This is a genomic window from Paraburkholderia sp. Ac-20347 (assembly GCF_017104805.1).
GTDB classification, from domain to species: Bacteria; Pseudomonadota; Gammaproteobacteria; order Burkholderiales; family Burkholderiaceae; genus Paraburkholderia; species Paraburkholderia tropica.
Genome location: NZ_JAAGPN010000080.1, coordinates 25,819 through 34,269 on the forward strand (window position 1 = coordinate 25,819; position 8,451 = coordinate 34,269).

The window sequence follows — 8,451 nt, forward strand, 5'->3', positions numbered from 1 at the left end:
GCCCTGCGCTTGCTCGACGAAGTCGGCGTATCCGGCGTATCGCTCGAATCGGCCGCATCCGCCGCGCCTTGCGCGAGTTCGCGGCTGGCGAGCATTGCACGCGTGACGCCGGCGCGCGAAGGCGGCGCGCAGATGCAACACGTTGCCGGTTTCATCGCGTCGCGCGCGTGGCGCACGAAGCGGCCCGAGCAGACCGTGCAGCGCGTGAGCGCGAGCAGACCGCCTTCGAAGAAGCGCAGCAGCGTCCAGGCGCGCGTGAAGCTCAGCACGCGTTCGGTTTCAGCGCATTCGCAGTGCTCGATATAGAGGCGGTACGCACGCGTGAGCGCATCGAGCCGGCTGCATTTCGCTTCGTCTTTCAGGAACAGGAAGATGTTGTAAAAAAGCGAAGCGTGAATATTCGGTAACCACGTGAAATACCAGTCGGCCGAAAACGGAAGCATGCCTTTGGGCGGCGAAGCGCTCTTGAGTTCGCGATAAAGGCGAATCAGACGATTTCTCGAAAGCGTCAGTTCCTTTTCGAGCACCGGCATGCGAGCACCAAGCTGGATCAGCTCGATTGCGCGCAAAACCTCGCGCGCTTCCTCGGTCACACTGCCTTTGTACATGACTTAGAACTCCTGGGCAGTGACTACTGCCGCGACAATCAGGCCTAAATGCCTGAATTCACGGGCGATTATAGGAGCGCGCAAACGAGCGTCAAGAATAATATTTAGAAAGAATTTACAGGATTTAATAAGGAATTACGGGCCGTGACGGGCATTTTCGGGCGAAAGCGCCACAGGAATGGGCGCCGCTTCTTATTTTGCTTTCACGATTATGGGAATTGGTAAGTTCTGGAAAGAATCCGGTGAAAAGAACAGATCGACCCCCGTTTTTTATGGCGATTTACGGTGCCGCGGCACTCGCGCAACGCGTCATTTTCAGTCGCTGCAGTTTCCTACGAATTATTACCGAGTCTTGCGTCGTAACCTTTTCGGGGGCATCTGCCGGTAAACTTCGTCTTCCCGAATGGATGCGACGCCACGCCGTTGCAGAGGCTGGCCGCGCCCACGCGCGCGAGCCTCATACCTTAGCTGCTAACCGATGATTCTTCGCTTCTCCACCAGTTCTTCTTCGCGCAAGGAAGCGCGCAAGGGCGTGCCTGCGCCCTTGTCCGGCGACTTCGCGTGCCGGCGCGGGGCCGGGCCCGCCAGTCCGCCGCGCCGCCGGCTGCTCAAGGGCACGATGAGCGTGCTGGCGCTGAGCGGTTGCGGCACCACGCTGCTGAGCGCGTGCGGAGGCGATTACACCGGCGGAGACGGGCCGCAGGACGCGCCTACGCCGGTGTTGAATTCGGTGGCGAATTTCCGCGACGTGGGCGGCGCGGCGCCTGGTTACTCGACGAGCGACGGTGCGCACTTTCGCCGCGCCATTCTCTATCGCTCCGACGTGCTGACCGCGAATACGGCCGACACGGCCACGCTCGAAGGCATCGGACTCGCGGGCATCTACGATCTGCGCACGCCGGTGGAAGCCGACGCTTTGCCGGACACGTCGCTGAGCACCGCGAGCTACGTCTCGCTGAACGTGCTCGGCACGCATGCGCCGCCGTCGTTCGCCGGTATGTCGGGTCCGGAACTCGATTCGGCCATGCAGGCGCACTGGCGCGAATTCGTCATGGGTCACACACAGTGCATGGCGTATGGCGCGCTGCTCGAGCAGATCGCGCAGGCGGGCGGGCCGGTCGTCGTGGTGGGCGGAAAGGGCGTGGACGTGGCAGGCTGGGCGGGCGCGCTGCTGCTGCTGATCGCGAACGTGCCGCTGGAAATCGTCGTGAAGGATTTTCTGCTGACGAATGCGTGGCGCTCGACGGGCATCGACGAAGACAATCTCGCGCCGCCCGTGCAGGCCAGCTATCTGCAAAGCGCCTTCGATGCGCTGCAAAAAGGGTTCGGCGATCTGAACCGCTATCTCAACGCCGGTCTCGGACTGTCTTCGACGACGGTGGATCTGCTGCGCGGCCGCCTCGTGGTGTAAGCGGCGCGCTTCGTCAGACATAAAAAGAAACGGGCGCTCGCGAGCGCCCGTCACATCTTCCAGGCCGACAAACTCAGGCGGCAGGAAACGCGATCTTGATGCGCAGACCGCCTTCGGGATGGTTCGACACTTCGCAGCGTCCGCCCTGATTGCGCACGAGGCGCGTGACGATCGCGAGACCAAGTCCGCAATGCCCTTCGCCGCCGCGCGCTTCGTCCAGCCGCACGAACGGCTTGAGCGCCGCGGCCACGCGTTCGGCGGGAATGCCGGGGCCGTGATCGCGCACTTCGATAATCCAGTTCGACCCTTCGCGGCGCGTGCCGATTTCCACCGGCGGCTCGCCGTGCTCGAGTGCGTTATCGACGAGATTCGACACCAGCCGGTCGAGCAGCGTGCGCGGCATGCGAAAGCCCGCACCGGCGCGCAGATCGAGACGGAACAGCGTGTCTTCCTCTTCCGCCGTATCGGATGAAAACTGCTCGCGCAACAGCGAATCCACGTCCACTTCGGGACCGGACTCCGGCCGTTGCCGCGCGAATTCCAGAAACTGCTGGACGATGTCGTTGAGCGAATCGACTTCGCGCGTGAATTGTTCGCGCTCGCGCTCCGACCCCAGCATGCTCGCGCGCAATTTCAGGCGCGTGAGCGGCGACTTCAGATCGTGCGCCACGCCCGCGAGCATGATGGCCTGATCGTCGTCGGCTTCGTTGAGCTGTTTCATCATGCCGTTGAACGAGCCGATCAGTTCGCGCAATTCGCGCGGACCGAGTTCGTCGACGGGCGGCGGACGATTGCCCGAGCCGAATGCGCGCGCGGTCTGCGCGACGATCGACAGCGGGCGCTGCATCTGCCACACGGCGAGCAGCGCGAGCAGCAGCGAGACCGCGAGCATCGACGCGAATTGCGGCACCAGATTGGGCGGCGGCGGCAGGTCGATCGGCGCGACGATCCACGTGGGATGGCCGGGAAAGCGCACCCAGAGCGTCGCGCGATTGCGCATGTCGGCGAGAATTTCGGTGCCGGCGGGCAGGTCGCGCAGCAGTTGCCGGCGCAGGTCCGCGAGCGGCTCGCGCTTCGGCACCTCGAGCTTCACGTCGGCGGGCATGTTCCAGGTGGGCACGAGATGCACGCGCAACGCGGGCGCGAGTTCGAGCTCGTTGGGCGCCGCGCCGGTCGTGGCGTGCAGCATCAGCAGCAGGCCGCGCTCGAAGCCCTCGACTTCATGGCGGCGCGGCTGCGGCGCGAACACGACGAACCAGCACGCCTGAATCGCGAACAGCACGAGCGCCGACATCAGCGCCATGCGCCCGAACAGCGTATTCAACGGATTGTTCATGCATTCACGCGATCATGCGCCGCCGTCGGGATCCTGGGCATCCTCGGCGCCGTGGGCGTCGGTGTCAGCGGCTTCGCCTTCGCGCAGCGGCACGAACACATAGCCCTTGCCGCGTACCGTTTGCACGAAACGCGGTTGCGAGGGATCGTCTTCGATCACGCGGCGCAGGCGCCAGATCGGCACGTCGAGACTGCGCTCATGGAATTCGAGGCCGTCGGCATGCAGCAGATCGTGAATGAGCACGCGCGAGAGCACGCGGTAAGGGTGTCGTGTGAAGACCTTCAGCAAGGCGAATTCGCCGTCGCGCAGCGCCACGCGCTCGCCGTCGCGCAACAGCGTGCGCGTCGTGAAATCGAGCTCGAAGGGGCCAAAGCGGCAGCGTTCGCGTGCTTCCGGCGCACCCGCGGGTACCGCGCCGCGACGGCGCAGCACGGTCTGGATGCGCAGCAACAGTTCCTGCGGATCGAACGGCTTGGCGACATAGTCGTCCGCGCCGAGCGTGAGGCCCGCGATGCGGTCGGCGACCGCGCCGCGTGCGGACGCGAAGATCACCGGAATGTCGTCGCCTTTCGCACGCAGGGCGGCGAGGGCGCGCAGACCGTCGGTGCCGGGCATCATGACGTCCAGCACGACGACAGCAGGTCGCTCGCGTTCGAGACGCTGACCGAGATGCGTGCCATCGTGCAGGACCGAGGCTTCGAAGCCGTTGGCCCGCAGGAAGCGGGAGAGAAGATCGCGCACGACCGGATCGTCGTCGACGATGAGAACGTGTGGACTCATCGTAAAATTTTAATGCTTATCGACGGCTTACAGAATAGCGGCGTTCTTTCTATTTCTTACTCAGGCTTACCTGAGATGGGTTTTCGCGGCGTGGGCTTGCGTCACCCTTTCGCCGCGAGCTTCCAGTCTTACTTACTTCGCGGCGAGTGCGCTTTCCTGCACCGGCGCTTGAGCGGCTTGCGTCGAATCGGTCGCGGCAGCGGACTTTTCTTCCGACGAATGCGCGGCAGCAGCGGCCGGCTTCGCGGCAGACGGTGCGTCGAGCGAGGCAATGCCCGCAGCCTTCGCGAAGGCCGTGCCCGAACCCGCCATGCTGGCGGCCTTGGCCGAGGTTTCCGCCGTGGCGGCCGGCTTGGCCGACTTCGCCGGCGCGACTTCGTCAGCCGGGATGGCGTGCGTATGCGCGTCGGCGAGACGCTTCTGGCGCGCGTCGGCAGCAACGCCGCTCGGCATTTTTTCCAGATGCAGCGAGGCGTCGGTGTGCGCGCCGGCGAGCTTCGCGCCCGCCTTCGGCGCGGCCTTCGAGCCGTCGGCCGTCGGGGCCGGCTTGTCGTTCTGGCCCTTCGGCGCACCGTCGATGCCCTTCATTTCCAGCACGGCGTCCTGTGCGGAAGGCGCGAGATGCTGATCGACCACGCCGTCCTTCACGCGCTGCACGCTGGCTTGCTTGCCGTGTTGCAGATCGCCCTGAAGTTCGGCGATGCGGCGGTTATACCAGTCCGTCACGCAAGCCTTGTCCTTGCAATTGTGCTGGCGCCATTGCCACTGGCTCACGCGGTCGGCTTCGAGCGCCGTCGTGTCGGGCGTCGCGTCGAGCGCGCTGTGATAGAGCGCGGCGAGTTTGTCGTCGAGCGCGGACAGCGTCGGGTCGTTGCACACGAGGCGCTCGGACGCCGAGGCGTTGTGCGGGCAGTGAAAGCTCGCCGCCTGAGCGAACGGCGAACCGGCGAGCGACGCGAAGAGCGCGAGCGCAGCGACGTTCAGGCCGCGGCGAAGGGAGTGAGCGCGACGGATTTTCTGTTCTCGATTCATGGCAGGCACGATGTTGTATGAAATAGCGGGGGACGACGGGCGGCTAGTCCGGCGTCGCCACGGCGCCAGGCGCCGCGATGAGAACAATAGCTCAGCGCCTCTGGCGCAAAGCGGCGCTCAACGGGTCGATTGCGTCCACCGCTTACGAAACATTTCATCCATTACGCGCGCGGTAAGTTGCGCAGCCGTTTTGACGGCCTGAACGCGCGCCGCCTGCTTTCCGGTCCTTACTTCGCGTGAGATTTGCGAAGAACTGGAAAGCGCTTGTCAACAATGGCCGATGTCCCGCCCATCGTGTGGCGGGCTTTGCCTTGATGATGCATGACGAGCCCTGCCGCCTGCATCCCTTCGCATCGCGCGCGCAGCCCATCGACGCGTCATGTCATCGTTCCCATGCCACATCCTTTTCGCTCCAACGTCCGCCGCGCGGCCAGCCTTGCCGCCGCGCTCGGCGCTGCGCTCGCGCTCAATGGCTGCGCCTGGACGCTGATCACCGCCGCCGATGCAACGGGCTCCGTGATCCAGGCGGGTTATGCGGTCGCGGCGAATTACTCGTCGCCGAGATTCGTGACCGGGCGGCCGGTGAATGTCGCGTCGATCTGCATCGAGAACAATCCGATGGTCACGTCGGCCGATTTCGTGCCGTCGCTGCAACTGGTGCTGGCGCAGCGCGGCGTGACTTCGGACGTCTACAGCCCCGGTACGGAGCCGGTCACGTGCGAGGGGCGCCTCGTTTACAACGCGTCGATCGAATACGGCAAGCCGACGTTCAGCGACGACAGCCGCGCGTATCTGTCCACCATCAATCTGACGATCTTCTTGCATAACCATATTGCGGTGACAGCGCGTTACGAAGTGCGCGGGCTCGGCACCGACCGCTTTTCCAGCGCGGCGGTGAAGCTCAAGGGCCTGCTGGACAGCATGGTGGTGGATCAGACGCAACTGGGTTCGACGTTCGAGTCCGCTTCGCGCGGCCTGTAGTCTTTCACGCCGCATATTCAGGAAAGGAATGGAAAGGCGGCGGGCCTATGCCGGTCCGTTTGCGTCCCTTACGATTTGTGCATGGCAAATAATATTTTTCTCGTCGACGACGATCCCGTCGTGCGCGACGTTACCGCCGAATATCTGCAAATGCGCGGCTTCACCGTGACGAAGCTGCCGTCCGCGCGCGCCTTGCAGCAGCAGTTGCGCACCGAGCGGCCGCAAGTCGTGGTGCTCGACATCATGATGCCGGAGCTGGATGGCATCAGCGCCTTGCGCGCGCTGCGCGAAAGCGGCGACGACCTGCCTGTGATCCTGCTCACCGCGCGCAACGAGGTGATCGACCGCGTGCTCGGCCTCGAATTCGGCGCCGACGATTACGTGGGCAAGCCCTTCGATCCGGGCGAGCTGGCCGCGCGTATCCGCACGGTCATGCGCCGCCGCAGCGTGTCGAACTCGACGGGTGCGCCGGAAAGTCGCGCCTCGTTCCGCTTCGGCCCGTACGAACTCGACTTCCGCTCGCGCGAGCTGTATCGCGACGAAGAACGCATTCCGCTGCGTTCGAGCGAATTCGCGTTCCTGAAGCTGTTCGTCAATCACGCGATGACGATTCTGTCGCGCGAACGTATTATCGAAATCGTCTACGGCGAAGCGGGACGTTATCGCAATCGCAGTCTCGACGTGGCGATCTGGCGTCTGCGCCGGCTGATCGAAACCGATCCGTCCGAGCCGCGCTATCTGCAGACGGTCTGGGGACACGGTTACGTGTTCGTGCCGGACGGCGAAGTCGGTTTCGCCGAGCGCTACAGCGAATACGCGGGTGACATGCCCGACGCGGCGCAGGAAGAGTGAGCGGCGCGGTTCGGTTCAGTTCGGTCGGCGAGCGATGTCGGCCTGACTGAACTTTCGCGACGATGAAACAAAAACGGCGCGCCATCGAGGCGCGCCGTTTTTGCTTATCCGATGCTTCAGGGAAGCATCGGAATACAGCATCAACGCAACATCAGAACGTGAGCACGCTCAGGAACATACGCTGCAGCCAGCCGACCGTGGTCGCGTCGTTGAGCATGCCGTGGCCCACCTGTTCGATACGCGCGTTGGCGATCTTGCTCGAATCGACGTAGTTATCCGACTCCACGTCGTTCGGATTGACGATGCCCGAGAGACGCAGACGCTGATGCTCGCCGCTCATCGCAATGATCTTTTCGCCCGACACCACGAGATTGCCCGTCGGCGTCTTGCTGATGACCGTCACGGCCAGCGTGCCCGTCATGTCGCTCGACAGCGTGTGGCTGCCCGTGCCGTTGAATGTCGTCGACGCCGAACCGATATTGAACAGACGCGCGAGACGTGCCGCCGCGCCCGTCGATTGATCGGCAGCGGTCGCGGTGATGGTGCTGTCGCGTTTCGCGGACGCGGCCGCGGTGTCGGCGCCATTGTAAGTTTCGGAGAGGCGAATCGTGAGCACGTCGCCGATACGCTGCGCGCGCGGCGTTTCATACAGCGCGATGGCGGTGCCTTGCTGATAGATCGAGCCACCCGTGTTGACGTTCAGCGGCGGCTCGGCAAGCGGCGGCGTCATCGGCGTGTTGACGATCGATTCGGGCGAGGTCGCGCACCCCGAGAACGCAGCGAATGCCGATGCGCACAGCAGCACACGCGGCAGCGCAAAAGAAAGGCGCGCGAAGTGCTTGCAGGAAGGTAAGGAGTGCGATTGATTGGAAAGCATAAGTAAGAAGCGCTCGCGTGAGGGCGTCGTCGGGTCAGTGGGCGTGCGTGGCGATCAGCCTTCGTCGAACTGGCTGATCTTGAGCGCGCGTTCGATGCCCTTCGCGCGCGGACTCGCGGGTTTAAGCAGGTAAGTCAAGGTGGCGTGACCGCCGTTCGGCATCAGGCAGATCGTGATCGTGCTCGACGCGTTGTCCCATTCGAGCAGCGGCAGCGACGGATCGCCGGCCATGCGCGGCGCGCCGTAACGCGAGGCGAGCAGATCGCGCAGATCGAACGCCGTAGCGGCATCGACGACAAACGACATTTCGTAGAGACGCAGCGGCTCGCCCGCGGATTCGTGCGCGAAACGCAGCACGTGCTCGCTCGCCGGCACGCCGTCCACGACGGCATGCGACGGCGTCCAGCCTTGCGGCGTGCGATGCGCCCAGCGGCACGCGATCGTCAGGCTTGCATAGCTCTTGAACGGCATGCCGATGTCGCCGCCGGCCACGTCGGTCTCGCAGACCAGCGCACTTTCGTGCGGCGTGGCGCGCACCGTGTTGGCCTCGCGCAATTCAGTCAGCGTGACGCCG

Annotated in this window: 8 protein-coding genes and 1 pseudogene; 3 read left to right on the forward strand and 6 right to left on the reverse strand. The window is 64.3% G+C overall.

Annotated features, from left to right (window positions below; genetic code table 11):
- Positions 1–41 precede the first annotated feature (41 nt).
- A pseudogene (flhC, locus tag G3N97_RS17210) lies at positions 42–608 on the reverse strand (flagellar transcriptional regulator FlhC); the annotation flags it as partial.
- A gap of 478 nt (positions 609–1,086) precedes the next feature.
- Between flhC and G3N97_RS17215 the strand changes: the two are divergent.
- On the forward strand, positions 1,087–2,019 hold the full coding sequence (locus G3N97_RS17215) for a tyrosine-protein phosphatase (protein WP_205994332.1): 933 nt from the start codon (positions 1,087–1,089) through the stop codon (positions 2,017–2,019).
- 73 nt (positions 2,020–2,092) lie between these two features.
- Here G3N97_RS17215 and G3N97_RS17220 read toward each other — a convergent pair whose 3' ends face one another.
- From G3N97_RS17220 to G3N97_RS17230, 3 genes are all read right to left on the reverse strand, one after another.
- Positions 2,093–3,355 (reverse strand): ATP-binding protein, encoded by a 1,263-nt coding sequence (locus G3N97_RS17220; protein WP_205994334.1) that lies wholly within the window; start codon positions 3,353–3,355, stop codon positions 2,093–2,095.
- Positions 3,356–3,367: 12 nt separating this feature from the next.
- Positions 3,368–4,135: a response regulator gene (locus G3N97_RS17225; protein WP_074981955.1), complete on the reverse strand. Its 768-nt coding sequence runs from the start codon at positions 4,133–4,135 to the stop codon at positions 3,368–3,370.
- 132 nt (positions 4,136–4,267) lie between these two features.
- Positions 4,268–5,167, reverse strand: coding sequence for a hypothetical protein (locus tag G3N97_RS17230; RefSeq protein WP_205994336.1), 900 nt, complete (start codon positions 5,165–5,167; stop codon positions 4,268–4,270).
- Between the two features lie 393 nt (positions 5,168–5,560).
- On the opposite strand from G3N97_RS17230, the gene G3N97_RS17235 reads away from it, so the two are divergent.
- Together G3N97_RS17235 and G3N97_RS17240 are read left to right on the forward strand one after the other, a co-directional pair.
- On the forward strand, positions 5,561–6,148 hold the full coding sequence (locus tag G3N97_RS17235; RefSeq protein ID WP_205994338.1) for a hypothetical protein: 588 nt from the start codon (positions 5,561–5,563) through the stop codon (positions 6,146–6,148).
- Between the two features lie 81 nt (positions 6,149–6,229).
- Positions 6,230–7,000, forward strand: coding sequence for a response regulator (locus G3N97_RS17240; protein ID WP_065060903.1), 771 nt, complete (start codon positions 6,230–6,232; stop codon positions 6,998–7,000).
- Positions 7,001–7,151: 151 nt separating this feature from the next.
- Here G3N97_RS17240 and G3N97_RS17245 read toward each other — a convergent pair whose 3' ends face one another.
- Together G3N97_RS17245 and G3N97_RS17250 are read right to left on the reverse strand one after the other, a co-directional pair.
- Positions 7,152–7,877, reverse strand: coding sequence for a flagellar basal body L-ring protein FlgH (locus G3N97_RS17245; protein ID WP_080180786.1), 726 nt, complete (start codon positions 7,875–7,877; stop codon positions 7,152–7,154).
- A 54-nt stretch (positions 7,878–7,931) separates the two neighbouring features.
- Positions 7,932–8,451, reverse strand: a 520-nt coding sequence (locus tag G3N97_RS17250) for a hypothetical protein (protein ID WP_205994340.1), incomplete at its 5' end; no start/stop codon positions are given.